At 70.9% G+C, this 22,817-nt stretch carries 22 protein-coding genes; 12 read left to right on the top strand and 10 right to left on the bottom strand.

Annotation, left to right across the window (positions count from 1 at the left end; genetic code table 11):
- The first annotated feature begins 2,349 nt into the window (after positions 1–2,349).
- Entirely contained in the window at positions 2,350–2,988 is a 639-nt protein-coding gene (locus ACFRU2_RS30950; RefSeq protein WP_239516702.1) for a hypothetical protein, read from the top strand.
- Positions 2,985–3,458 (top strand): MarR family transcriptional regulator, encoded by a 474-nt coding sequence (locus tag ACFRU2_RS30945; RefSeq protein ID WP_250744360.1) that lies wholly within the window; start codon positions 2,985–2,987, stop codon positions 3,456–3,458. Before ACFRU2_RS30950 ends, ACFRU2_RS30945 begins: the two co-directional genes overlap by 4 nt.
- Positions 3,459–3,578: 120 nt before the next feature.
- Here the strand turns inward: ACFRU2_RS30945 and ACFRU2_RS30940 are convergent, their stop codons facing one another.
- The 5 genes from ACFRU2_RS30940 to ACFRU2_RS30920 form a co-directional block, all read right to left on the bottom strand.
- Positions 3,579–4,475, bottom strand: coding sequence for a sigma-70 family RNA polymerase sigma factor (locus ACFRU2_RS30940; RefSeq protein WP_382978286.1), 897 nt, complete (start codon positions 4,473–4,475; stop codon positions 3,579–3,581).
- 28 nt (positions 4,476–4,503) lie between these two features.
- The gene (tpg, locus tag ACFRU2_RS30935) at positions 4,504–5,058 is read right to left on the bottom strand and encodes a telomere-protecting terminal protein Tpg (protein ID WP_250744355.1); all 555 of its coding nucleotides are present in this window, start codon (positions 5,056–5,058) and stop codon (positions 4,504–4,506) included.
- 9 nt (positions 5,059–5,067) lie between these two features.
- Positions 5,068–7,779: a telomere-associated protein Tap gene (tap, locus tag ACFRU2_RS30930; RefSeq protein ID WP_382978283.1), complete on the bottom strand. Its 2,712-nt coding sequence runs from the start codon at positions 7,777–7,779 to the stop codon at positions 5,068–5,070.
- Positions 7,780–7,905: 126 nt separating this feature from the next.
- On the bottom strand, positions 7,906–8,814 hold the full coding sequence (locus tag ACFRU2_RS30925; RefSeq protein WP_382978281.1) for a ParB/RepB/Spo0J family partition protein: 909 nt from the start codon (positions 8,812–8,814) through the stop codon (positions 7,906–7,908).
- Positions 8,811–10,091 (bottom strand): ParA family protein, encoded by a 1,281-nt coding sequence (locus ACFRU2_RS30920; protein ID WP_382978278.1) that lies wholly within the window; start codon positions 10,089–10,091, stop codon positions 8,811–8,813. The genes ACFRU2_RS30925 and ACFRU2_RS30920 overlap by 4 nt, the downstream gene beginning before the upstream one ends.
- A gap of 393 nt (positions 10,092–10,484) precedes the next feature.
- Between ACFRU2_RS30920 and ACFRU2_RS30915 the strand changes: the two genes are divergently transcribed.
- The 5 genes from ACFRU2_RS30915 (at position 10,485) to ACFRU2_RS30895 (ending at position 15,292) form a co-directional block, all read left to right on the top strand.
- A complete protein-coding gene (locus tag ACFRU2_RS30915; protein ID WP_382978276.1) occupies positions 10,485–11,234 on the top strand; it encodes a TetR/AcrR family transcriptional regulator in 750 nt (249 codons plus the stop codon).
- Between the two features lie 361 nt (positions 11,235–11,595).
- Entirely contained in the window at positions 11,596–12,765 is a 1,170-nt protein-coding gene (locus ACFRU2_RS30910; protein ID WP_382978273.1) for an epoxide hydrolase family protein, read from the top strand.
- A gap of 97 nt (positions 12,766–12,862) precedes the next feature.
- Entirely contained in the window at positions 12,863–13,783 is a 921-nt protein-coding gene (locus ACFRU2_RS30905; RefSeq protein ID WP_382978271.1) for an NAD-dependent epimerase/dehydratase family protein, read from the top strand.
- Between the two features lie 6 nt (positions 13,784–13,789).
- On the top strand, positions 13,790–14,743 hold the full coding sequence (locus ACFRU2_RS30900; protein WP_382978268.1) for an RNA polymerase sigma-70 factor: 954 nt from the start codon (positions 13,790–13,792) through the stop codon (positions 14,741–14,743).
- 42 nt (positions 14,744–14,785) lie between these two features.
- A complete protein-coding gene (locus tag ACFRU2_RS30895) occupies positions 14,786–15,292 on the top strand; it encodes a DinB family protein (protein ID WP_382978265.1) in 507 nt (168 codons plus the stop codon).
- Positions 15,293–15,321: 29 nt separating this feature from the next.
- Here the strand turns inward: ACFRU2_RS30895 and ACFRU2_RS30890 are convergent, their stop codons facing one another.
- The 3 genes from ACFRU2_RS30890 to ACFRU2_RS30880 form a co-directional block, all read right to left on the bottom strand.
- Positions 15,322–15,873, bottom strand: coding sequence for a flavoprotein (locus ACFRU2_RS30890; RefSeq protein WP_382978262.1), 552 nt, complete (start codon positions 15,871–15,873; stop codon positions 15,322–15,324).
- A 107-nt stretch (positions 15,874–15,980) separates the two neighbouring features.
- Positions 15,981–16,220: a hypothetical protein gene (locus ACFRU2_RS30885; protein ID WP_382978259.1), complete on the bottom strand. Its 240-nt coding sequence runs from the start codon at positions 16,218–16,220 to the stop codon at positions 15,981–15,983.
- Positions 16,221–16,296: 76 nt separating this feature from the next.
- On the bottom strand, positions 16,297–17,124 hold the full coding sequence (locus tag ACFRU2_RS30880; RefSeq protein ID WP_382978256.1) for an alpha/beta fold hydrolase: 828 nt from the start codon (positions 17,122–17,124) through the stop codon (positions 16,297–16,299).
- A 116-nt stretch (positions 17,125–17,240) separates the two neighbouring features.
- On the opposite strand from ACFRU2_RS30880, the gene ACFRU2_RS30875 reads away from it, so the two are divergent.
- From ACFRU2_RS30875 to ACFRU2_RS30865, 3 genes are all read left to right on the top strand, one after another.
- On the top strand, positions 17,241–17,447 hold the full coding sequence (locus ACFRU2_RS30875; protein WP_382978254.1) for a DUF4287 domain-containing protein: 207 nt from the start codon (positions 17,241–17,243) through the stop codon (positions 17,445–17,447).
- 105 nt (positions 17,448–17,552) lie between these two features.
- Positions 17,553–18,395 (top strand): NAD(P)H-binding protein, encoded by an 843-nt coding sequence (locus tag ACFRU2_RS30870; protein WP_382978252.1) that lies wholly within the window; start codon positions 17,553–17,555, stop codon positions 18,393–18,395.
- 72 nt (positions 18,396–18,467) lie between these two features.
- Positions 18,468–19,391, top strand: coding sequence for an AraC family transcriptional regulator (locus ACFRU2_RS30865; protein ID WP_382978249.1), 924 nt, complete (start codon positions 18,468–18,470; stop codon positions 19,389–19,391).
- 25 nt (positions 19,392–19,416) lie between these two features.
- Here ACFRU2_RS30865 and ACFRU2_RS30860 read toward each other — a convergent pair whose 3' ends face one another.
- Positions 19,417–19,902: a GNAT family N-acetyltransferase gene (locus tag ACFRU2_RS30860; protein ID WP_382978246.1), complete on the bottom strand. Its 486-nt coding sequence runs from the start codon at positions 19,900–19,902 to the stop codon at positions 19,417–19,419.
- A 161-nt stretch (positions 19,903–20,063) separates the two neighbouring features.
- Between ACFRU2_RS30860 and ACFRU2_RS30855 the strand changes: the two genes are divergently transcribed.
- Positions 20,064–20,621, top strand: a complete 558-nt coding sequence (locus tag ACFRU2_RS30855; protein WP_382978243.1) for an anthrone oxygenase family protein — start codon at positions 20,064–20,066, stop codon at positions 20,619–20,621.
- A gap of 4 nt (positions 20,622–20,625) precedes the next feature.
- Here the strand turns inward: ACFRU2_RS30855 and ACFRU2_RS30850 are convergent, their stop codons facing one another.
- Complete coding sequence (locus ACFRU2_RS30850; protein ID WP_382978240.1) at positions 20,626–21,114, bottom strand: DUF1772 domain-containing protein; 489 nt, start codon at positions 21,112–21,114, stop codon at positions 20,626–20,628.
- Positions 21,115–21,343: 229 nt separating this feature from the next.
- Here ACFRU2_RS30850 and gdhA point away from each other — a divergent pair, with 229 nt between their 5' ends.
- Positions 21,344–22,708 (top strand): NADP-specific glutamate dehydrogenase, encoded by a 1,365-nt coding sequence (gene gdhA, locus ACFRU2_RS30845; RefSeq protein ID WP_382978237.1) that lies wholly within the window; start codon positions 21,344–21,346, stop codon positions 22,706–22,708.
- Positions 22,709–22,817 lie beyond the last annotated feature (109 nt).

Below are 22,817 nucleotides of genomic sequence, written 5' to 3'. Positions count from 1 at the left end.
GCAACCGCGGCGCGCTTGGGAGGGAGCCCGGGCGCTTCGCGCCCGGGTCGCCCCCTTCGGGGGCGGATACCCTCCGCTTCGCTTCGGGTATCCCAGCGCTACGCGCTGGGGAGGGACCAGAGACCCCCAGCTTCGCTTCGGGTACCCAAGCGCTGCGCGCTTGGGAGGGAGCCCGGGCGCTTCGCGCCCGGGTCGCCCCCTTCGGGAGCGGATACCCTCCGCTTCGCTTCGGGTATCCCAGCGCTGCGCGCTGGGAAGGGGCCAGAGACCCCCGGGCTTCGCTCCGGGTACCCAAGCGCTGCGCGCTTGGGAGGGGAGCCTGGGCGCTTCGCGCCCAGGCCGCCCCCTTCGAGGGCGGAAACCCTCCGCTGCGCTCCGGGTACCCCAGGGCTGCGTGCTGGGGAGAGGAACCTCCTCGCTGCGTTCGGGGGGCGCTTCGCGCCCAAGGCCCGCCCTTCCGGGCGGGGGCTCCTCCGCTTCGCTCTGGAGCTTGGGCGCTTCGCGCCCAGAAGCCGGCCTACGGCCGGGAATCCTCCGCTTCGCTCCGGCTCCTGAGCGCTGCGCGCTCAGGACTGAAGGAGCTCGCTGCGCTGGCCCGAGGCAACCTCCTTGCTGCGCTCGGTGGGGGCTGCTTTGCAGCCCGGTGCCGGCCTTTGGCTGATAGCTCTGCACTTCGCTGCGGGCTTGGGAGGGGAACCCGGGCGCTTAGCGCCCGGGGGAAGCGGAGACCCTGCGCTTCGCTCGGGGTTCCTCAGAGCTCCTAGCTGGGGAGAGAAGGCCCGGCCTTTCGGGCCGGAAACCCTGGCTTCCCCTTTGGGGAGGTGGTCCTCAGCTTTGCTCCGGACTGAGGGTCTTGCTGTGCTTGGGACCGGAGCTTTCGGGCTCAGCTCTGCGCTTCGCTCCGAGCTATGGCTGGTTTCTCGGGCGAGCGGCCTGCGGGTGGCTTGGGACAGGTTTTAGTTCTGCTGAGCTGCACCAGACAAGGCCCCCCGCGCTTAGCGCGGGTCGCTACCCCGTTTCATGGGTTCCCGACCTATCGTCTGCCACGCAGACCGGCTAGCAACAGCGGGCCTTGACAAGACTTTTCTTAGCCGTGGCAGGCCGGTAGGAACTCGATGCCCTCCGGTGTCCCGTACTGGACCACTGCGATATAGGCCCGGGGGATGCTGCACCCGACCTCGGTCCACTGGTATGCCAACACGCTCCAGCCCACGAACGCGAGCACCAGGACAGTGCGCCAAGTCTTCGACATAGGTGCTTCGTCCCCATCCCACTGCCGGACGACACGCTTCCGGAGCAAGCGCAGCTCACAGCAGGTGAGTACGGGGGTTGCCGGTCATTGGGGTGGCGGCCTTCTGCGGAGAAGGAGACCAGGTGGTGAGTATGGAGCTGGGCCCAGGTGGAGTTCCTTCGTTTTGATTCGGAGGGTGGCCCAGGAGTTTGGGTTTAGGGGGGTTGCTCCGAGGAGGGATGCCTCTAGGTGGAGAGGTTGGACTTGTTTGTGTTGGGTCTGGGTTTTGAATCAGCCATTGGTGTTCTTTGGGGGTTTAGGGGTGTTGAGGGGGTCTGTTGCGGACTTCGCAGTGGTGAAGGGTGGGGTTTGGGGGGGGTTCGTGGTGGGGGTGGGGGTGGGGCGTTGTGACCTGGGGTTTTGGGGTGGGGTTAACGGCGTTAATGGGGGTGCGGGTGGGGGGTGTTAACGGTGTTAAGCGTTTGGTGGGGGGCTTGATTCAAAATGGGGAGTGGATAGAGACGGGAATCAGTCAGATTCTGCGGGGTTGTGGCTGGGGAGTGAGGGGTTCCGGTGGGGGGATTGGGGTGTGGAGGGGGGTTGTTTCTTGGGCCGGTGTGGGGTCTTGGGTGTTCGTTGAGATGGGGTTGAAGGCTTGGGCGGGAGCGACCACCGGCCTATAGAAGGTACGGAGATGCGTCGTCGCAGGTCAGAGGGGGTGCGGGGGAAAAGATATGTCCCCTCAGGAGGGACATATCTCGGTGGTTGTGTCGCTGCTAGGGGGACACAACGGCTGCAAAATGTCAGTGCGGTTGACGTAAAATGCGCTAAAACGTCGGGGCGGCTGACGTATTGGGGGAGATCTGCCGGCTAACTGGTGGTGGGGCGGGTGGGGTTGGCAGGGGAGGGTTGGGGGGTGGGTGTGGGGAGGGTGTGGCTGAGATATGTCACCTGTGAGGGGACACAAGACACGCCGAACGTCAACGAGCGTGACACTTGTGTCACCCTTGTTGACATACTGATCTCCGCAGATCAACGGAGTGGAGAGCAGCCTCGTGTCATCAGAGCCACAGCGCCGCCGGGGCAATCCGGTAGGGACCCCGCGTCCCGATCTGCCGGTGGACGATGCGATCTCCGCGTGGAGTCAGCCCCTGGCTCCGGTCAAGGATCTGGACAGCCTCGCGAAGCGGTACCCGACGCGGAAGCTGACCTTGGACGGCGAGCGCAAGCCGCTGGAGTTCTACGGGACCGAGAACCAGCCGAATGCGTTCTCGATGGACAGCCTCGAGTTCTTCCTCGTCATCGCCCAGTACTTCCGGGAAGCGCTGCCTCTGCGGCTGATCCTGCTGCTCATCGCCTGCCAGCGGGCGGGGGGGCGGATTCCACTTACCCAGGAGGAGATGGCTACCATCCTGGATGTCAGCCGGACGAAGACGTCGGAAGCTCTGCACACGGTGATGTCTCATGGGATCGTCTTCAAGGTGCGGCGGGGTGTGTATCAGTTCAACCCGCCCTACAGTTACCGGGTGGCGGAGTTCATCCCGGGTACCGAGATGACGGGTGAGTTCGTGAAGGTGGAGCAGCACGGGACCATCTCGCAGATTCGTAGCGATACGAGCCTGCCGGACTTGGTGCGCTTCCCCTCGCTGGACCACATGAGGCAGGCCATCGCGGAACTGCGGGCCGAACGGGCAAGAGAGCGCGCTGCGCGTCGGGTGAGCCGGACGAAGCGCACGGGAGAAGGGACGGCTCAGTGAGCACCTTGCGATTCGCTGCGGTCAACGCCGATGGGCTGCTCTCCGACCTCGACCTGCCGCCGGCGGCGTACCGGGTATTGCTGAAGCTGCGTTCGCTCAGCGAGCCGGGCGGGCGGATTCTGATCGACCAGGCGACGGTCGGCGGGATGCTGGACCTGAGCCGGCCGAGCGTGAACGCCGCGTTGAGGAGCCTGGAGCTGGCGAAGTTGGTCAGGAAGATCCGGAACGGGGTCTATCAGATCAACCCGATGCTTGCCGGGTACACGTCGTTCGAGGACGCGGTCGCCGCCGTGAACGAGATGGATGCCGAGGAGCGGCTGGACGCGCGGGGCTATGTGGCCAGCTACCACCGGGCGGTGGCGGCGTATCAGGACCAGCTCGCCGAGCAGCGCAAGAAGCGGGCGGCTCAGGCCGTCGCGAAGAAGGCGGCCGAATCGAAGCGGCGTCGGGCGTTGCACGCGGTTGGCTGAGTGAGTGGTGTTTGCAGGGCTTCTGAGGGGTGCTCAGGGGCCTTTGGGGGCCCCGGAGTATTCCGGGGCCCTTTGTGGTGTCCGAGGGGCTTAGGGGACGCTGAGGGGCGTTGTTGTGGGTTAGGGGACGTGGATGGTCAGGTTGGCTAGGGCTGGTGGGGTCGTGACTACGGATACCTGGGTGATGCGGGTGTCCGGGATGGTGAAGAGCATGACGCGGAAGCCGCCGTCGAAGCGGGCTACGACGCCCACGCCGCCGTTGACGAGGGCGAGCTGCGCGCTCTGGTCGAACTGGGCGAACGTGGCTGCCTGACGGGCCACCAGGGCGGCTCCGTGGATGGCGGAGAGGGCGCCGGCCATGCCGTTGTCGGTGCGTGCCACGACATCGGGGTCGAGGACTTCGAGCAGGGCCTCGAAGTCGCCGCTGCGTGCCGCGTTCAGGAAGGCGCTGACGATGTGGTGCCGGCGGGTGAGGTCGGGTTGGGGCCCCGTCTCGGCGCCGCGGACCCGGCGGCGGGCGCGGCTGGCGAGCTGGCGGGCCGAGGCGGGCGTGCGCTCGGTGATCAGCGCGATGTCCTCGAAGGGGACGGCGAACAGGTCGTGCAGGACGAACGCGAGCCGCTCGGCAGGGGTCAGCCGGTCCAGGACGACCAGCATGGCGGCGCCCACCGAGTCGGCCAGCAGGACCTCCTCCTCGGGTGCGGGCGCCCGGGCGGCGTCGTCGGAGGGGGCGCCGGGGACGGGTTCCACCGGGCGGGCCTCCAGGGGCTCTTCACGGCGGGAGGTGCGGGAGCGGAGCATGTCCAGGCAGATCCGGCCGACCACGGTCGTCAGCCAGCCGGGCAGGTTGTCGATCTCGGCGGGGTCGGAGCGGCTGAGGCGCAGCCAGGTCTCCTGGACGGCGTCCTCGGCTTCGGCGAGTGAGCCGAGCATGCGGTAGGCCACGGCCCGGAGGTGTGGGCGTAACTCTTCGAAACGTTTCGCCAATGCGTCGTCGTGCGCGGGGCTGCTGGTCACTGTTCTGGTCCTTGGTGTGGGTGGCTTCTCAGAAGTTGAGCTCCACGTAGTCGATGTCGGTGAACTCGACGAGGAGGCCCTGGGCGCGGGCGCCATTGTCCTTGAAGTAGATCTCCTGGAGGCCTTCGGCCGTGATGCCGCGGAGCTGGGCTTCGGTGGCTCCGGCCTCGTGGGCGCTGAAGAGGCGGGAGGCGTACTCCGGGGGGAGGTGCTGGGTGATGCGGCGCATCCGGCCGTCGTCGGTGGTGCCGGGGGCGGCGCTGAAGCCGAAGCGGGCACGGGTCTCGATGACCAGGCCGGTCTGCTTCGCGGCTTTGTCGCGGGCGCGCTTGCGGACGAGGGGCTGCCAGCGGCGGCGGACTTCGCGCTCCAGGCGCGCGGAGAGGGCCGGCTTGGGCTGCTTGATCTGGTCCTTCACGTACCGCTCGACGGTGCGCCGGGAGATGGCCAGGAGGTCGGCTACGGCCTTCGTGGATTTGAGCTGTTTCACGAGGTAGCGGATCTGGGCGCCCGCCGATTTGGGGATGGGGCGGGTGAAGTTCTGCTCGTCGGCGCGGTCGAGGCTGTCGCTGATCTCGGACATGGGTGGCTCTTACTCTCCGTCGGCCGCGGCGTCGTGGCCCTTGATGTGGCGGGCGGGGTTGTGGCGTTCGTCGAGCAGCTGAACGGCCCACAGGAGGGGTTGGGTGCCCTCGTGCTTGACCATGCCGGGGCTGACGCCGAGGCGGAAGCCACCGGGCAGGGGCTTGCCCTCGGGGGTGCGGGGGAGGAAGTCGAGGGGGCTGGGGCCGTCCGAGAGGTAGACCGCGCAGTCCGAGAGGACGGCGATGGGGTGGAGGTCTGCTGCTGTTGCGAGCTTCTGCATCTTGCGGTGCATGTTGACGCGGGCCGTCGAGATGACGGCGGCGCGGATGTCGGGGCGCCAGGTGGGGCGTTCGAGGGCGGGCCAGCTCTCGCCGGGGCGGTAGCCAGCGCCCTGCGGGCGTTCGCGGAGCTTGCCGATGCCGCCCTTGACGGTGGACTTGATCGCGGAGAGGACCGCGGTGTGGGGGGAGGGATGGTTGTCTCCCTCGTTCCCCTCGTTCCCCTCCTTGTACTCCGCCATCGCCTGGAGGAAGGCCGCGTCCGTGAGGGACGAGTGGACGCCGAGGTCCGCCATCGTCGTCATGTAGGCGTCGCGCAGGCGGGTGTACCAGGCGTCGAGGTACGGGCCGTGTTCCGGGCGGAGCCAGGCCTCGGTGGGGCGGACGGTGAGGCCGAGCTCCTGGGCGTAGGCGAGGGTCGGAGTGGCGTACCAGGCGGGGCCGGTGGGCGGGAGGCCGTTCGGGGTGAAGGGGCTGGGGAGACGGGGGTCCAGGGCGGCGGCTTCGGCGGAGAGGTCGGCGAGCCAGCAGCCGGGGAGCTTCGGGTCGAAGCGGGGGCCGTCGGTGTGGACCGCGGGGCCGGTGCCGACGAGGAGGCGGTTGGCCGCCGCGGCGAAGGCCATGTTCACGTCGATGCCGACGGCGTGGGTGCGGGTGCACTCGGCGTCGGTGAGGAGCTGGGGATCGCGGATCCAGTCGTACGCCTCTTCGTCGAGGACCTGGTCCGGGGTGCGCTGGTGGGAGCGGGGGTAGAGGGCTGCGACGACCGGGTGCTCGTCGGGGGCCTCCGGGGGAGCGGGGTCGACGGGGCGGGTGAGCGAGCCGGGGACCGGGGCGGAGACCCAGGCGTTCGTGGCCTCGTCGCGGGCGGCGCGGGTGGGCGGGCGCAGCGCCGTCATCAGCTCCAGGCCGGAGACGGCGGTGGAGCCGCGGGGGGTGAGGACGCGGGTCGCATAGGCGGTGAGGAGATCGGCGAGTTCCGGTGCGGGGAGGTCGGCTGTGTGCTCGCCCCAGGCGCGGGGGTCCAGGGCGCCCCAGGGGAGGATCGCGAGCTGGACGCACTGGCGGCCGGTGGTGGGGGTGGCGGGGCGGTAGATGCGGGGCCACGGGCCGAAGCCTCGGCGGGTCAGCTGCCACTTTGATTTCGTGAGCTGCTTGATGACCGGGTGGTCGTCGGGGAGGCGCAGGCCGCGGCGGTCTTCGAGGACGAGGGGGAGTCCGAGTGCCTCGGTGGCGGCGGGGGTGAGGACGAGGAGGGGGTCCCCGTCCTTGCCGTTGCGGTGGAGGCGGGGGGAGCGGAGGCCGGCGGCGGGGGTGAGGGCCCACTCGATGAGGGCGGGGAGGGTGGTGGGGGGTGTGAGGACTGCGCCGTGGGCGGCGTGGGCCTTTCCTGCGCCGTCGAGTACGGCCAGGGGGCCGTTGCCCTCTGGGAGGGGTGGGGGGGTGGGCTTGGTGGGCTTGGTTGGGGTCGTGCGGGTGGTTTTGGCGCCGGTGCGGGGGGTGGCCGTTGACGTTGCCGTCTGGGGGTGGGGGTAGGGGGTGGTGGGTGCGGGGTGTGGGTGGGTGGGGCCCTGCGGGGCTGTTCCCCTACCCGCCCCTTCCCGAAACTGGGGCTCCGCCCCAGGCCCCGGTTGCGGGGGTGCGGCTTCGGGGCCGGCGTTCCCGGTGTGGGGGGTGGCGTTAACGGCGTTAACGCCGTTAACGGGTGCGGCGCCGCCGGGGGTGGGCCCGGCGCCTTCGGCGCGGGCCTGGGGGGTGGCGGTGTGAGGGGGTGTGGGCTGCGGTGCGGTGGGCTGCCCAGCGGCGGGCTCTGCCGCGGTGGCCTGCGCGGTGGCCGTCATCGGTGCGGCGGCCTGCGGGGCGGTGGCTAGAGGTGCGGTGGCCTGCGGTACGCCGGCCTGCTCTGAGGCAGCTTGTGGTGCGGTGGCCTGAGGTGTGGGGGGCTGCTCTGCGGCAACTTGCTCTGCGGCAACTTGCGGTGCGGCAGCCTGAGGGGCGGGGGCTTGCGGTGCGGCAGTCTGCGGTGCGGCAGCCTGCGAGGCGGCAACCTGTGGGGTGGTGGCATGCGGGGCGGTGGCCTGGCCCGCGGCAGCCTGTGGGGTGGGGGGCTGAGGGGTGTTAACGGCGTTAATGGGGGCGGTGCTGGGCTGGGGGGTGTTAACGGCGTTAATGCCGTGGAGGTCTGCCAGGCCGTTGAGGAGGCGGGCGTAGGCGGCGCGCTTTGGGGGGCGGGGGGCCGTGCGGCCCGTTTCCCAGGAGGTGACCGTTTCGCGGCGGACGGCCAGGGCCTGGGCGATCTGGTCCTGGCTCAGGCCCGCGGCCTCGCGGAGGCGCTTGCGCTCGTCCGGGTGCGGGAGGGCGTCCTGTGCCGCGGCCTCTTCCAGCAGGGCATCGACCGCGGCGAAGAGCGTGGTCTGTTCGTTTTCGTGCGCGTTGGGCATGGGCACCTCCAGGCGCAGCTTATGCGAACCGCACCATGGAACGCACGTGAAACACACGTGGGGGCGGTGGTGGTCCGGCCGGGCCAACGCCCCCTTCGTGTCGGGTCGGGGGTGGGGTGGGGTGGGTTAGATGCGGGTCAGGAGGAGTTCCGTTACCGCCTTCAGGTCGTCCGGGGTGAGGTGGGCGGTGAGGGCGTCCGCGATCGTGTCCGGGGAGTCCGCCGTGATGGTGATGCGGCGGGGGGACGTGGTGGGGGAGGAGGGGGGAGGGGAGGGGTGGGTTTCCGGGGTGGGGTTTGGGGTTGGGCGGGTGCGTTGGCGTGGGGGGTTAACGGCGTTAACGGCTTCCTCTGCCGCGGACGCCTGGTCCTCCTGGGGGAGGCGGCCGATGCGGCGGGCCGGTTCCACCTTGAGTTCGCCGGTCTCGACCTTGTCCTGGAGGTCCGGGGTGAGGTTGAGGAGGGTCAGGCGTTGGGAGACCCAGGCCGGCGTCTTGCCGAGGCGCTTGGCGACCTGGGCCTGGGAGCCGTGGACCTCGACCAGTTCCTGGAGGGCTCGGGCCTGGTCCATGGGGGCCACGTCGACGCGGTGGACGTTGGCGATGAGCGCCGACTCCAGGATGTCCGCCGCCGAGGAGGCGAGGGTGTCGTTGACGTGGATCTGCATGGTGCGAAGGCCGGCGCGCTGGGCCGCCGCCAGGCGCCGGTTGCCGTCGATGACCACGTACGGGGCGCGGCCCAGGCCGTCGGCGTTGCCGGGGTGGGCCTCCATGAAGGCCATGCGGGTGGCGACGGCCAGGGGCTGCAACTGGCCCCGGACCGTGAGGGACGCGGCCAGCTCTTCGAGCTCCGTGAGGTCCTCGCGGAGGTTGAAGGGGTTGTGGGCGAGGGCCTCGATCGGCACCTCCGAGGGCGGGACCACGCCGGAGGTGGGGGCGCCGGTGGCTTCGGCGATGGCCGCGCGGCGGGAACTGACGCCGACGGGCTGGGCGCGGGCGAAGGAGCTCGACACTCCGAGTTTGTCGGCCTTGCTCATGAGATCTCCCTTGCGAGGGCGCGCAGGGCGACGGCCTGCTCGCCCTTGGGTGCGTAGACGAACAGCGGCTGCTTCACGCGGACCGCTTCGCGCTGTTCCTTGAGGTCGGGGACGATCGCCACGACCCGCGGATCCTTTATGTCCATCCAGGCCTGGAGGGAGCTGGTCGCGATGTAGCCGCGGCGGCCGTCGTAGAGGTTGACGACGAGGCCGAGGTAGTCGATGTCGAGGCTGAGGTCGTCGCGGAGGTCGTTGATCTGGGAGGTCAGGAGGTCGTAGGCGTCCGCCGAGGAGTCCTCCGCCTGGACCACGATCAGCGCGCCGGAGGCTCCCGGCTGTTCGGCGTCGCGGCGGCGGCCGTAGTAGATGGCGGCGTCCATGCTGAGGCCGAGGCTCGGCGGGCAGTCGATCAGGATGACGTCGTAGTCGGCTTCGACGGGGGCGAGGGCCCGTTCGAGCGCGGCCTCGCGGGCGCGGACCGTGGAGAGGCGGACGTCGAGGAGGAAGGCGTCCGTGCAGGCCGGGAGGATGTGCAGGCGGTCGCCGAAGTGCTCGTCCGGGATGGGGACGATCAGGTCGGAGAGGGGCCCCTTGGCCTCGCCCGCCATGTGGCAGGTGAGGCTGTCGCCGCCGATGGGCAGCGGCTGCCGGCCGAGCTGCTTGGTGAGGTGGCCCTGCGGGTCGAAGTCGACGAGCAGGACGCGCATGCCGAGGCCGGGCAGGTCTTCGAGGTCGATCGGCGGGGCGGACGCGGCGGATGCGATGGCCTCCGAGGTCGTCTGGTCGCCGTCCTCGACGGCCGAGAGACGGGCCAGTTGGCGGGCCACGCGGACCGGGTGGAGGGTGTCCGGGTCTTCCGCGAGGGCTTCGGCGGTGCCGGCGGTGATGGCGGTCTTGCCGACACCGCCCTTCTGGTTGCACACCACGATGCGCCGTACGACCGAGGGCCGCTTCACGGTGGGGGCCGGGTTCATCTCCAGCCAGAGGGAGACGGCTTGGGCGAGTCCCTGGATGAGGGAGACGCCGCGGTCCTTGGAGCCGGTACGGAAGGACTCCCACTGGCCGGCGGGCAGCCAGGTGGAGAAGGACTCGGCGCCGGAGGTGTCGACGGGGGAGGGGGAGGAGGCGAGCGCGCTCCAGTGGGCGATGCCCTGGTGGACGGCGTCCTGGATGTCCACCCGCAGCTGGGCGGTGCGGATCTTGAGCTCCTGGCGCAGCCACGGAGGAAGTTTGGAGACGACCTTCTCACGGTCGCTCGAAGACGAGGGCGAAGTCATGCGAGGGACTTTACTAACGTTCAAGGGTGTTCGTGGGCGCCACGCTTGAGTTTTGCTAACGAAGTGGTGAGGATCGGCCGGGAATCGCCCCCGGGCGGGGGCGGACGCGTCGTCAGCCGGCCGTGGCCGGAGAGGAGTCCGGGGTCGATAGCCCCAGCTCGGACCGCCACTCGGGCGAGCCGGCCGGGTCTGGGCGAGGGCTTCCTTGGGCGAGAAGTGGAAGAGGCAGACGTGCGTGAAGAAACCAGTCGGCCAGTACTTTTTGTAGAAGTGGATCATTAACGGCGTTAACGCGGAGGGGGGCGTGGGTGGCGTTAACGCCGGGACGGGTATTAACGCCGTTAACGTGTACGGTAGACGCAGTTTAATGGCGGGTGAGTGTGAGGGGATCCGATGACGGACGCGGACGAGCAGTGGGGCGCGGCCGTTCGGCTGCTCTGGGGGCCGCCGGCGAAGCCCGCGCGCGGGCCCAAGAGGGGGCTCACGCTGGAGGGGATCGCCGGTGCGGGGGTCGCCCTCGCGGACGCCGAGGGGCTGGCCGGCGTATCGATGCAGGGAGTGGCCGGGCGGCTGGCCGTCACGAAGATGGCGTTGTACCGGTACGTGCCGGGCAAGGCGGAGCTCGTCTCGCTGATGGTGGAAGCCGCCATGCCGGACTCCTCGGTCCTGGACGGCCGTCCGGTGGGGGAGGGCTGGCGTGAGCGGCTGGCGGCGTGGGCGCGGGAGCTGCTCGCCGGATTCCGGGCGCACCCGTGGCTGTTGGAGGCGACGGTCGGGGCGCGGGTGATGGGGCCGGTCGAGGTCGGGTGGATGGAGCGGGCACTCGCCGCGCTCGACGGGTGCGGGCTGACGGGGGGCGAGTCGATCGACGCGGTGGTGCTGGTGTCGGGGCACGTGCGCGGGATCGCGGAGCAGGAGCGGGCGATGGCGGGCGGGGCCGCGGGGGAGGGGCCGGACGCGCAGCTGACGTCGGTGCTCGGGGAAGTGATGCGGGTGCACGGGGAGAAGTACCCGGCGCTCGGGGCCGCGCTGGCCTCCGTGGCGGAGGCCGGCGGGCAGGACCAGGCGCTGGACTTCGGGTTGGAGCGGATCCTCGATGGGCTCGGGCTGCTGGTGGCGGAGCGAGCGGGTGGGCGGGCTTAGGTATTAACGGCGTTAACGCCGGGGTGGGGCGGGAGGCATTAACGGCGTTAACGCCGGCGGGTGTCCGGCTTGGTGGTGTCGGCCGTGTGGGAGGGCGGGGCATTAACGGCGTTAACGCCGAGGGCGGCTGGTGCTTGGGGGCGGGTCACCGTTAACGGCGTTAACGGTGAGGGGGCTCGCTGTGTTGGGTGGGCGGTATTAACGGCGTTAACGCCCGAGGGCGTGGGGCGTGGTGGTGGGGCTGGGCATTAACGGCGTTAACGCCCGGCGGTGTGGGGGCTCGGGCGGGGGGTGGGCATTAACGGCGTTAACGGTGAGGGGGGCGTTGGGGTGGTCGGTGGTGGGTGGAAGGTGCGAGGGCATGGGTGACGTGGAGCAGTGGGCGGTGCCGTTCCGGTTGGAGGTGGCGCAGTCCGAGTTGGACGATCTGGGGCGGCGGCTGGAGCTGGCGCGGTGGCCCGATGAGGTGCCGGGGGCGGGCCGGGCGTACGGGATGCCGCTCGGGGAGCTCCGTGAGCTCGCGGGGTACTGGCGTACCGGCTACGACTGGCGGGCCGCCGAGGCGCGGTTGAACGAATGGCCGCAGTACACCACCGTCATCGACGGGGCACGGGTGCACTTCGCGCACCTGCGGTCGCCCGAGCCGGACGCGACGCCGCTGCTCATGACCCACGGCTGGCCCGGTTCGTTCGTGGAGTTCCAGAAGGTCGCCGGTCCGCTGACGGATCCGCGGGCGCACGGCGGGGACCCGGGCGATGCCTTCCATCTGGTGCTGCCGCACATCCCCGGCTTCGCCCTGTCCGGGCCGACCACCGAGCGGGGGTGGGAGTTCAAGCGGGTCGCGCGGGCCTTCGGCGTGCTGATGGAGAGGCTCGGGTACGAGGAGTACGGGGTCCAGGGCGGTGACTGGGGCGCCGCCGTCTCGCGGGAGCTGGGGCGGATCCGGCCGGGGAACGTGCGCGGGGTGCACCTGAACCTGCTCCCGGGCGGTGGCGCCACCGCCGAGCCCCGGCCGGAGGAACTGGCCCCGCTGAGCCCGGCCGAGCGGGAGCGCACGCTCGCCTCCTGGGAGCGGTACCGGGTCTGGGCGCGCGAGCGGCAGGGCTACGCCGACATCCAGGCGACCCGGCCGCAGACGCTCGCGTACGGGCTGAACGACTCGCCGGTCGGGCTGCTCGCCTGGATCGGCGAGAAGTTCGCGGAGTGGGCGGACCCGCGCTGCCCCGTGGATCGCGATCAGATGCTGACCAACGTGACGTTGTACTGGCTGACGGGGACCGCGGGTTCCGCCGCCCGCATCTACTACGAGCGTGCCCACGCCGACTACCGGGGCGCGCCGCCCGAGGTGTCGAGCACCCCGACCGCGCTCGCCGACTTCCCCCGGGACAACTTCGTGCCGCTGCGGCATATCGCCGCGCGGACCGACCGCATCGTGCGCTGGACCTCGTACGAGAAGGGCGGACACTTCCCCGCGATGGAGGTTCCGGAGCTGCTGGTGGGTGACGTCCGGGCCTTCTTCCGGTCGTTGTGACCCAGGTCACTTTTGCTCCGTGTCACGTTCCGGGCTGCTCGTCGGTCCCATGGATGACAGCGCGAACGGCGAACGGCGAGCGGAGAAGGAGACGGCCATGAAGGTTCTGCTGGCGGGTGCGAGCGGGGTTCTGGGACAGCAGGCGGTACGGGCCCTGCGCGCGGCCGGGCACGAGGTCGCCGGTCTCGGCCGGGGCGCCGGGATGGAGGTCCGGGCCGACCTGCTCGACCGTGAGGGCCTGCTGCGCGCCGTGGACGGGCTCGGCTTCGACGCGGTGGTGCACGCGGCCACGGCGCTGTCGGGGAAGACCATGGCCCGGCACCAGGACATGGCGGGAACGAACGCGCTGCGCACCGAGGGCACCGTCAACTTGCTGGCCGCCGCGCGGGAGACCGGGGCGCGGCGGTTCGTCGTGGAGTCGATGATGTTCGGCTACGGGTACGGGGACCACGGCGGGGCCGTGCTCGGCGAGGACGACGGCTTCGGGCCGCAGGGGGCGAACGTCTGGCTGGAGCGGCACGTGGGCGCGATGCGGATCAAGGAGGAGCTGGCCTTCACCGCCGACGGGATCGAGGGGGTGAGCCTGCGCTTCGGGCTGTTCTACGGGGCCGGTGTCACCGATGTCCACGTGGTGCCGATGCTGCGCAAGCGGGCCCTTCCCGTGGTGGCGTCCAAGGGGCGGGCGCTGAGCTGGGTCGACGTGGCCGACGCGGCGAACGCCGTGGTCGCCGGCGTGGAGTCGGGACGGCCCGGGCAGGCGTACAACATCGTCGACGACGAGCCGCTGGGCTGGGACGCGCACATGCGGGCGGTGGCCGCGGCGTTCGGGGCGCCCGCGCCGATGACCGTACCGCTGTGGGTGCTGAAGCCGGCCCCGCTCGCGCACACCATCATGAAGACGGATCTGCGGCTGTCGAACGCCAAGGCGGGGCGCGAGCTGGGCTGGGCGCCGACCTACGCGAGCAGCGCGGCCGGGGCGGGGGCGCTTGCGGAGGCCGCGGGGGCGGCGGCAGCATGATCGTTCGTGACCCTTGCTGAGACCCTCCCGGGAGCCTCTTCGGACGCCCTCGGTCCCTTCACCGCCCATCGCCGGCTGCTCTTCGACGTCGCCTACCGGATGCTCGGCAGCGTCGTCGACGCCGAGGACGTCCTCCAGGACGCGTGGCTGAGCTGGGACCGCGCGGACCGGGCCGCGGTCCTCAACCCGCGGGCCTACCTGGTGCGCACGGTCACCAACCTGTCGTTGAACCGGCTCACCTCGGCCCGTGCCACCCGTGAGACCTACATCGGGCCGTGGCTGCCGGAGCCGCTCCTGACCGGGCCCTTGCCGACCGTGCCCGATGGTGCGGAGGAGGTGGAGATGGCCGAGACGGTATCGACCGCGATGCTGGTGGTGCTGGAGAGCCTGAGCCCGATGGAGCGCGCCGTGTTCGTGCTGAGGGAGGTGTTCGGGTACGCGTACGCGGAGATCGCCGAGGTGCTGGGCCGCGCGGAGGCGACCGTACGGCAGACCGGGCACCGGGCTCGCTCCCACGTACAGGCCCGGCGGCCGCGGTTCGCCACCGAGCCGGGGCAGCGCGGCGAGGTGACCCGGCGGTTCCTGGCCGCGTGCGCGGGCGGGGACCTGAACGCGGTGATGGAGCTGCTCGCCCCCGAGGTGACGGCCTGGTCGGACGGCGGAGGCAAGGTGACGGCGGCCCTGCGTCCGCTCTGCGGGGCCGACCATGTGGCGCGCTGGCTGCTGGGGATGCTGGCCAAGCCCGTGCTGCAGGCGGTGACCCTGGAATCCGCGCGGGTCAACGGGGAGGAGTCGGTGGTGTTCGTGTACGGGGGAGTCGCGCGTGCGGCGTTGACCTACGACCTGGACGCGGGGGACGGGCGGGTCGTGAACCTGCGGTTGCAGGTGAATCCGGAGAAGGTGGCGGGGCTGGCGGGTTGGGGAGCGGAGGAGCTCGCGTCAGGAGCGTCCGGCATGTGAAATCCGTCGGTGGGGGCGCCGCGGGGCTGTGATCATCATCCGATGATCGATGAACAGCGCACCCGGCCCGTGCTGGTGGGCGACGAGCGTGCCACCCTGACCAGCGTTCTCCAGTGGCAGCGGGACACCCTGATGATGAAGTGCGCCGGGCTGTCGGACGAGCAGCTACGGCGCAGGGCCGTGGCTCCGTCGGGGCTGAGCCTGCTCGGGCTGGTACGGCATCTCGCGGAGGTCGAGCGCGGCTGGTTCCGCAATGTCGTGGGCGGCGAGGACGTGCGCGGGTACTTCGGGAAGAACGAGGCCGGGGAGTGGAGGGAGTTCCACGTGGACGACGCGGACGTCGCCGGCTCCTTCAAGATCTGGGAGGACACCTGTGCGCGCTCGCGGGCCATCGTGGACGCGGCCGAGTCCCTGGACGTGACCGGCTCTTACGACGGTGAGGCGTACTCCCTGCACTACGTGCTGGCCCACATGATCGAGGAGTACGCCCGGCACAACGGGCACGCCGACCTGCTGCGCGAGGCGATCGACGGGACCACGGGGGAGTAGGGGCGGGGCGTGGGCCGGGGGGCGGCGGGCTAGACGGCGGATGCCGTCGTGCGGTCCACCTCGTCCAGGGCTGCCGCCCAGGGGAAGTGCACCGGGGCGTCCGGGCCGGCCGGGCCGGGGACGAATCCGCCCTCGCCGAACAGGACCTTGGCACCGGTGCCGCGCAGGACGGCCAGGGACTGGTCGAACTGCGGGTGGGCGGCGAGGGCGACGTTCGTGCAGGGCATGGTGACGACGGGGGTGCCCTTGCCGATGGCCTCGGCGGCGACCCCGACGACGAAGCGGTCGGTCAGGCCGAGGGCCCAGGCGTTGACCGAGTTGAACGTGGCCGGGGCGAAGAGCAGCGCGTCGGCCGTCGGCCACACGTCGGGCTCGCCGGGCAGCTTGTACTGCCAGCGGACGGGGTGGCCGGTGAGCGCGGCGAGGCCGTCGAGGCTGCCGGACAGCCAGTGGGCGGCGGTGGGGGTGAGGCCGAGGCAGACGTCCCAGCCCCGGGACTGGGCGTCCTCGATGACATGGGCCACGTCGAAGACGGGCGGGGCGGCGGAGCAGAGCAGGTAGAGGGTCTTCGTCGTGGTCATACCGCAATGTGATCATATTGCTCGACCTGTGGTTGACCCAGGTCGCGGCCGGACGTGACGAACCCCCGGGCCGGGTTCGGTCCGGGGGTTCGGAGTGAGCGTGCAGGTCAGCCGTTGGAGATGGTCTGCCGGGCGCTGCCCGCGGTGAACGCCTCGAACGCGCCCGAGAAGTCGGTCAGGTCCTTGCCGGCCTGGCCCGGGACCAGGCCCGCGAAGTCCTGGGGGACGTCTCCGACGGTGCCGGCGACGGAGTCGGCGAGCGGCGGCTCGACGGCCATGGCGGGGGCGGCGACGGCGAGGGCCGCGGTACCGGCGATGAGGGCCGTGGTGACGATGCGCTTGATCATGACCTGGTGAACGACGTGGTCGTACGGGGGTCACCGCGGCCACCCGGTTGCCGGAGCCCCCTGGGTCCGGAGCCCTCTAGGGACGGAGTTCCGTGAGGAAGGCGGACAGCAGGGAGTGCACGACGGCGGGCCGGTCCAGGTGGACGTCGTGGCCGGCGCCGGGGACGGAGACCGCCGTCGTCACGGTGGACGGGTCGGCCGAGTCGAGCATCCGGACGGATTCCTCGGGCGGCACGATGCCCTTCTCCCCGATGACCAGCAGCGTGGGACACCGGACCGCTTGCCACTCCGGCCACCACGCGCGGGTGGTGTTCTCGGTGATGGCCGCGACCATCACCGAGCGCTCGAAGCGCGGGTACCAGCCGTCCGCGCGCTGCTCCAGGCCGGCTGCCCAGGCCTCGCCGTTCAGCTCCTGACCGGTGAGGAAGGTACGCGCCTCGGCGAGGGTGGGGAACGGGAGCGGCCAGGAGTCCAGCCAGCCGCCGATCTGCTCCGGGGTGCCCGGGTCCGACTGGGCGGCACCGGCGTCGACCAGCACGAGGCCCCGTACGAGGTCCGGATGGGCGGCGGCGGTGAGCATCGCGGTGTGGCCGCCGAGCGACTGGCCCACCAGGACCGGGCGGTGCAGGCCGAGCTGTTCGCAGACGGCCCGCACGTCCGCGACGTACGCGGCGCGGGAGACGTCCGCGGGGCGGCGCTCGCTGGCTCCGTGGCCGCGCTGGTCCATCGCCACCACGCGGTGGTGCGGGGCCAGGTGCGCTGCGGCCGCGTCCCATTCGCCCGCGTGGCCCGCGAGGCCGTGGAGGAGGACGACGGGGGTGGTGGAGCCGGGGTGGTGGGAGTCCCAATCACGGCAGGTCAGACGGGTGCCGGCTCGGGTGACGGTGCGTTCGGTCCACATCATGCGGAGATCATCCGATATTTTTTTGGTGGGGCCGATGAGTTTTCGCGGGGGTCTCGGTCTACCTCTCGTACGTCGCATCCGTCGCATCGAGTGCAGCAGAAGGAAAGAGGACCGTCATGACCGAGCCGGTGAAGGGCCCCGCCAGCTACTTCCCTTCCATCGAGAAGAAGTACGGCCGTCCGATCGCGGAGTGGCAGGAGCTCATCCGTGCCTCGCCTCTGACCAAGCACATGGAGCTCGTCGGCTGGCTCAAGAGCGAGCACGGGATCGGGCACGGGCACGCCAACGCGCTCGTGAAGCACACCCTCGCCGAGCAGGAGTAGCGGGGGAGACCGGCTGGACGGCTGGAGGGGTCCGTGGACGCAGGCGTATGCGGTTGAGCTTCTCGGCGATGTTCCGTCTCAGGCGTGGGGAGTTGACTGGTTCCCATGACGAAGACAACGCAGCAGACGCAGACCGACACCACCCTCCGCACGCTGGTCATCGGCGGCACCGGCAAGACGGGCCGACGCGTGGCAGAGAAGCTCACCGCCCTCGGCCGTCCCGTCCGCGTCGGATCGCGCTCCGGTGATCCGGCCTTCGACTGGAACGAGCCCGCGAGCTGGGGACCGGCCCTGGAAGGCGTGGACCGGGCGTACGTCACGTACTACCCCGACCTCGGCTTCCCCGGCGCCGCCGAGCATGTCGGTGCCTTCGCCCGGGCGGCGGTGGCCGCCGGGGTCCGCCGGCTCGTGCTGCTCTCGGGCCGCGGCGAGGAGGCGGCGCAGCGGAGCGAGGAGGCGCTGAAGGAGTCCGGGGCCGACTGGACGGTGGTGCGCGCCGCCTGGTTCAACCAGAACTTCGACGAGAGCTTCTTCCTGGAGCCGGTGCTCGCCGGCGAGATCGCCCTGCCGACGGGCGACGCCGTCGAGCCGTTCGTGGACACCGAGGACATCGCCGACGTGGTGGTGGCCGCTCTGACGGAGGACCGGCACATCGGCCGTACGTACGAGCTCTCCGGCCCGCGGCTGCTCAGCTTCGCCGACGTCGCGGCCGAGCTGTCGAAGGCGACCGGGCGCGAGATCGCGTACGTCCCGGTCTCGGACGAGGCCTACCGGGCGGTGCTGCGGGAGAACGGGTTGCCGGAGGAGTTCGGCGATCTGTTCACGCTGATCACGGACGGGCGCAACGCGCACCTGGTGGACGGGGTCGAGGAAGTGCTGGGCCGCAAGCCGCGGGACTTCGCGGACTTCGCGCGGGAGGCGGCGGCCCGCGGCGTCTGGGACGTGTAGGCAGTGGGCGGGTGGGGAGGACGGGCGCACCACGCACCTGGTGGCCGGGGAGCAGGTGGGGAGAATGGGCCGATGGATACGCTGACGGCTCTGCTCGAAGGCCCCAAGGCCACATCGGCCTTCCTCATCAAGTGCGTGTTCAATCCGCCCTGGTCGGTCCTGATCGAGGACCGGGCCCCGCTGTCGGTGATGACGATGGTGCACGGGTCGGCCTGGCTGCTGCCCGACGGGGGCGAGCCGGTGCTCATCGCGCCGGGTGAGGCGGCCCTGGTGCGGGGACCGATGCCGTACACCCTCGCCGATGCCAAGGACACGCCCCCGCAGATCAGGGTGGGGCCTGACCAGCGGTGCAGCAGGGTGAACGGCGGGGAGGACGTGTCGGACTCCATGGCCCTCGGGGTACGGACCTGGGGTGCGGCGGAAGGATCGGCGGTGCTGCTGAGCGGCACCTACCAGGACCCGGGCGAGATCGGCAGCCGCCTGCTCACCGCGCTGCCGCGGGTGCTGGTCGGCCCCGTGGACCCCACGCTGGTCGGCCTGCTGGGCCTGGAGATCTCCCGTACGGAGCCGGCCCAGGAACTCGTCCTGAACCGGATCCTGGACCTGCTGCTGATCGGCGTCGTACGCGGCTGGCTCGCGGAGCGCGGCGGCGCCGAGAACGACCCGGTCACCGGCCCGGCACTGCGGCTCCTGCACGAGAACCCGGCCCACGGCTGGACCGTGGAGTCGCTGGCCCGCAAAGTCGGCGTCTCACGGGCCGCGTTGGCCCGCCGCTTCACCGAACTGGTCGGCGAGCCCCCGATGTCCTATCTGACGGGGTGGCGGCTTGCGCTGGCGGCGGACCTGCTGCGCGACCCGTCCATGACGCTCGCCTCGGCCGCCCACCGGGTCGGCTACGGCTCGGCGTTCGCCCTCTCGACGGCCTTCAAGCGGGTACGGGGGGTCAGCCCGCGGGAGTACCGGGCGGGGACGGCCTCGGCCGCCCCCGCGGGGTAGGGAGCAGCCGAGGCACCCGGGCCCCTTACGGGTGTGCGAGGTCCAGAACGGCCACGGTTTCGCCGTCGCTCTGTTCGCCTGTCGGGCGGAAGCCGAGGGAGAGGTAGAAGGGTTCGGGGGTGCCGGGGCCCGGGTGCCAGGTGACGTAGGCGTGGGAGGCACCCCGGCGGCGGAGTTCGGCGGTGACCGCCGTGACCGCGAAGCGGCCGTAGCCCTTCGCCTGGTGGGCGGCCGAGATGTTCAGGCGCCAGAGGCCGGAGCGGATGTCCCGGGGGTCCTCGGCCGGGTTCCAGGCGATGTCGAGGAAGGCCATCACGAAGCCGACGACCTCGTCGCCGTCGACGATCGCCCTGGGCCAGGCCGTCTCGCCGTGGGCGTAGGCCTCGGCCAGCGACTTCACGACCGGGGAGACGAGGTGCTCCTGGTCGGGGCGGACCGACAGCGCGCAGACGGCGGCGAAGTTGTCGGGGGTAACCGGTACGAGGCGCAGGGAGGCGGCGGATGTGCTCATTGGCGCAGCCTACGTGTGCGCTACACGGGAGTTGTCGGGGGCTGTGCGGCACGGAAGATTCACTGGCCGGATGGCGCCGGTGATGGCACGATCAACAGCCGTCGGGGGGCGGTGGGAGCCTCCCGGATTCGGATTTCGACGCATATACGGGGGCACAGCTGATGGGAACCACCGGGACGAGACTCTCCACCGCACTGCTCGTCGTGTCGACCGTCCTGGTCGGCCTGATGGCGGGGCTGTTCTTCGCCTTCGACGTCTCGGTGATGCCGGGACTGGCGAAGACGGACGACCGTACGTACGTCACGGCGATGCAGAGCTTCAACGCCGTCATCGACGGCAATCCGCTCTTCGGGACGGTCTTCGTCGTCGCGCTGCTCGCCGCCTTCGCCGCGGCGTTCGTCGAGGCGCGTGCCGGGCGCCGTACGGTCGCGCTGTGGGCGGCGGTGGCCGCGGCGGCGTACCTCGTCGTGCTCGTCGTCACCTTTGCGGTCAACATCCCGCTCAACAATGAACTCGCCGACGTGGGTGACGCCGCGAAGCTGACCGACTTCTCGATCGTCGAGAAGTTCAAGGGCACCTGGGAGACGGCGAACATCGTCCGCACCCTGCTCTGCGCGGCGGCGCTGACCGCCCTCGCGCGGGCGCTCGTACTGTACGGGCGGGCGACGGGGGCGATCCGGGCGACGGGAGCGGCGGCCGCGTCCGGGCGCGGCCGCTGACGGGCTAGGCGGCCGCCAGGAGGGCCCAGGACTGGCAGGCCAGGGCGGCCGTGCACAGGGCGGTACGCCAGCGGTTGGCGGGTACCCACTTCTTCTCGAACGCCGCGCGCACGGCGGCCGGATCGGTGATCCGCTCGGCGGGGCCGGCCGCCTCCAGCGCGTTGTTGAGGGGGATGTTCACCCGGCCGGTGACCGCGACGGCGAGCACGTAGAGGACGAGGGCGCCCGCCAGTGCGGGCAGCGGCGCGTGCTCGCCGGCGGGCAGGTGCAGGGCCAGGGCGAGGCCGGTGAACAGGAGCGCGCCCAGGAACGCCAGCATGAACCAGCCATTGATGATGGACGTGTTCACGCGCTGCATCACGGAGATGAGGGTCCGGTCGTCGGATCGCTTCAGTGCCGGCATCACCGAGACGTCGAATGCGAAGAAGAGGCCCGCCATGAGGCCTGTGGTGAGCGTCGCGGCGACGAGGGCGGCGACTCGTGCGATGTCCATGTGGCCTGTCTATGTCCTGCCCATTGGTTCTGTCCATTGGTTCTGTCCATGGTGGAGTGGGCGTCGATGAGAGCAGGCCGGAAAGGCTCGTGGCCGTGGTCGGCCGGAGGAGTACCCTCCGGCTGGGGATTGTGTTCGGATACTGATTTCCGCCATGCGGAATTCCGGTCCGGAGCTTCGAGCCGCATCTCGGGGCCGGTCCCCACATCGAGACCTGGAGGAACAGACCGTGACGGACCCCAAGGACCCGCAGGGCCGGCTGGACGCGCTGCGCGCCGACATCGAGCGCCGGAACCCCGCCCAGCCCGAGTTCCACCAGGCCGTACGGGAGGTCCTGGACACCCTGGCACCCGTGTTCGCGGCGCGTCCCGAGTACGCGGAACCGGGTGTGGCCCTGCTCGAGCGGATCGTCGAGCCGGAGCGCCAGATCATCTTCCGGGTGCCGTGGACCGATGACCGTGGTCGCGTCCACGTCAATCGTGGCTACCGCGTCGAATTCAACAGCGCGCTCGGCCCGTACAAGGGCGGCCTGCGCTTTCACCCGTCCGTGGACATCGGCGTGGTGAAGTTCCTCGGCTTCGAGCAGATCTTCAAGAACGCGCTGACCGGGCTCGGCATCGGCGGCGGCAAGGGCGGCAGCGACTTCGACCCGCACGGGCGGTCGGACGCCGAGGTCATGCGCTTCTGCCAGTCCTTCATGACCGAGCTCTACCGTCACATCGGCGAGCACACGGACGTACCGGCAGGTGACATCGGTGTGGGCGGACGTGAGATCGGCTACCTGTTCGGGCAGTACCGGCGCATCACCAACCGCTGGGAGGCCGGCGTCCTGACCGGCAAGGGCCAGGGCTGGGGCGGCTCGCTGATCCGTCCGGAGGCCACGGGCTACGGCAGTGTGCTGTTCGCCGCCGAGATGCTGGCGGTCAAGGGGCTGTCGCTGGACGGGCTGACGGCGGTCGTGTCCGGCTCGGGCAACGTCGCGCTGTACACGATCGAGAAGCTGCAGCAGCTGGGGGCGAACCCGCTGACGGCGTCCGACTCCCAGGGGTACGTGGTCGACGAGAAGGGCATCGACCTCGCACTGCTGAAGCAGATCAAGGAGGTCGAGCGCGGGCGCGTGAGCGAGTACGCGCAGCGTCGCGGGCCGTCGGCGCGGTTCGTGCCGGGCGGGCGCGTCTGGGACGTGGCGGCGGAGGTGGCCTTCCCGTCGGCCACGCAGAACGAGCTGACCGCCGATGACGCGCGGACGCTGATCGCGAACGGGGTCAAGGCGGTGTCGGAGGGCGCGAACATGCCGACCACGCCGGAGGCGGTGCACCTGCTGCAGGCGGCCGGGGTGTCCTTCGGGCCGGGCAAGGCGGCGAACGCGGGCGGGGTCGCGGTCAGCGCGCTGGAGATGGCGCAGAACGCGGGGCGCGTGGCGTGGAGCGCGGAGCGGGTCGAGGCGGAGCTGGCGGGGATCATGCGGGACATCCACGCGGTGTCGTACGCGACCGCCGAGCGGTACGGCTCCGCCGGGGACTATGTGACCGGGGCGAACATCGCGGGGTTCGAGCGGGTGGCGGACGCGATGCTGGCCCAGGGCTTGATCTGACGGGCTGAGGTGGGGGCGGGGGTGGGAGTGTCCCCTACCCGCCCTTCCTCCGTTCCCCGGGCTGCGCCCGGACCGCCGGGAGCCCCGGGTTACCCGGGGATCGGGGGGT

Origin of the sequence: Streptomyces sp. NPDC056883 (assembly GCF_042788835.1) — a bacterium.
In the GTDB taxonomy this organism is placed as follows: domain Bacteria; phylum Actinomycetota; class Actinomycetes; order Streptomycetales; family Streptomycetaceae; genus Streptomyces; species Streptomyces stoeckheimensis.
Note: the sequence above shows the minus strand (reverse complement) of the source record. Positions and strands in the feature narration are given on the sequence as shown.

Coding starts and splice junctions, on each gene's coding strand:
- ACFRU2_RS30875 (WP_382978254.1), top strand. CDS start 17,241: ATGACCGAGCCGGTGAAGGGCCCCGCCAGCTACTTCCCTTCCATCGAG.
- ACFRU2_RS30915 (WP_382978276.1), top strand. CDS start 10,485: ATGACGGACGCGGACGAGCAGTGGGGCGCGGCCGTTCGGCTGCTCTGG.
- ACFRU2_RS30890 (WP_382978262.1), bottom strand. CDS start 15,873: ATGACCACGACGAAGACCCTCTACCTGCTCTGCTCCGCCGCCCCGCCC.
- ACFRU2_RS30905 (WP_382978271.1), top strand. CDS start 12,863: ATGAAGGTTCTGCTGGCGGGTGCGAGCGGGGTTCTGGGACAGCAGGCG.
- ACFRU2_RS30895 (WP_382978265.1), top strand. CDS start 14,786: ATGATCGATGAACAGCGCACCCGGCCCGTGCTGGTGGGCGACGAGCGT.
- ACFRU2_RS30860 (WP_382978246.1), bottom strand. CDS start 19,902: ATGAGCACATCCGCCGCCTCCCTGCGCCTCGTACCGGTTACCCCCGAC.
- ACFRU2_RS30920 (WP_382978278.1), bottom strand. CDS start 10,091: ATGACTTCGCCCTCGTCTTCGAGCGACCGTGAGAAGGTCGTCTCCAAA.
- ACFRU2_RS30850 (WP_382978240.1), bottom strand. CDS start 21,114: ATGGACATCGCACGAGTCGCCGCCCTCGTCGCCGCGACGCTCACCACA.
- ACFRU2_RS30870 (WP_382978252.1), top strand. CDS start 17,553: ATGACGAAGACAACGCAGCAGACGCAGACCGACACCACCCTCCGCACG.
- ACFRU2_RS30925 (WP_382978281.1), bottom strand. CDS start 8,814: ATGAGCAAGGCCGACAAACTCGGAGTGTCGAGCTCCTTCGCCCGCGCC.
- tpg (WP_250744355.1), bottom strand. CDS start 5,058: ATGTCCGAGATCAGCGACAGCCTCGACCGCGCCGACGAGCAGAACTTC.
- ACFRU2_RS30885 (WP_382978259.1), bottom strand. CDS start 16,220: ATGATCAAGCGCATCGTCACCACGGCCCTCATCGCCGGTACCGCGGCC.
- ACFRU2_RS30880 (WP_382978256.1), bottom strand. CDS start 17,124: ATGATGTGGACCGAACGCACCGTCACCCGAGCCGGCACCCGTCTGACC.
- ACFRU2_RS30855 (WP_382978243.1), top strand. CDS start 20,064: ATGGGAACCACCGGGACGAGACTCTCCACCGCACTGCTCGTCGTGTCG.
- ACFRU2_RS30910 (WP_382978273.1), top strand. CDS start 11,596: ATGGGTGACGTGGAGCAGTGGGCGGTGCCGTTCCGGTTGGAGGTGGCG.
- tap (WP_382978283.1), bottom strand. CDS start 7,779: ATGCCCAACGCGCACGAAAACGAACAGACCACGCTCTTCGCCGCGGTC.
- ACFRU2_RS30865 (WP_382978249.1), top strand. CDS start 18,468: ATGGATACGCTGACGGCTCTGCTCGAAGGCCCCAAGGCCACATCGGCC.